Genomic DNA, 957 nt, shown 5'->3' on the forward strand with positions numbered 1-957 from the left:
TGTGCGCGGCCTGCGTGCGTCGCAATTCCCCGAGGATGCCGGACCGCTCGCCCACCCGATCCGCCCCGATTCCTATCAGGAAATCTCCAACTTCTACACCGCCACCATCTACAACAAGGGTGCCGAGATCATCCGCATGCTGGCGACGATCCTGGGCGCGCAGGCGTTCCGCGCCGGCACCGACCTGTATTTCGACCGCTTCGACGGCACCGCGGCCACCTGCGAGGATTTCGTCGCATCGCTCGAAGACGCGAGCGGCACCGACCTGACGCAGTTCCGTCGCTGGTATTCGCAGGCCGGAACGCCGCGCATCACCGCTTCCTTGCTGCATCATGAGGGCTCAGGGCGCGCGGAACTGGTGCTGGCACAGAACACGCCCCCGACGCCGGGCCAGACCATCAAGCAACCGGTCGTGCTGCCACTCCGAATAAAATTGTTCGGTGCCGACAGCGGACAGCCCTATGCACCCGAGCAAACCGTGCTGCTGACCGAGGCGGAACACCGCATCGTTTTCGAAGACGTGCGCGAACGCCCGATCCTGTCGATCAACCGCGGTTTCTCCGCCCCGGCGATCCTCGAGACCGATCGCAGCGCCGCCGACCTGGCCTTCCTCGCCGCGCATGATGACGATCCGTTCGCGCGCTACGAAGCGTTGCAGCAACTCATGCTCGATACGCTGGTGGAAAGTGCCGGTGGTGCCCGCGTCGATCACACCGCCGTGATCGCCGCGATCGGCGGCACGCTCGCCAACCCGCAGCTCGACCGCGCTTTCGTCGCGGAAGCCGTGCTGCTGCCCTCGGAAAGCTTCATCGGCGACCAGATGACGGTGGTCGATCCCGAAGCGATCTTCCGCGCCCGGGAAGCCCTGCGCCGCGATATCGGGCGCACGCTGGAGGATGCGTGGCGCACTGCCTATCATGCGGCCCGCGCCACTACCGACGGCTATGTCTATTCGCC

1 protein-coding gene is annotated in these 957 nt (G+C 65.8%); it reads left to right on the forward strand.

The window, feature by feature from the left end:
• A partial coding sequence (locus AACY08_RS27485; protein ID WP_339472259.1) for a DUF3458 domain-containing protein occupies positions 1–957 on the forward strand: 957 nt, incomplete at both ends.

The sequence above is a fragment of the Pseudomonas sp. EL_65y_Pfl1_R83 genome, from assembly GCF_963970695.1.
Lineage (GTDB): Bacteria > Pseudomonadota > Gammaproteobacteria > Pseudomonadales > Pseudomonadaceae > Aquipseudomonas > Aquipseudomonas tritici.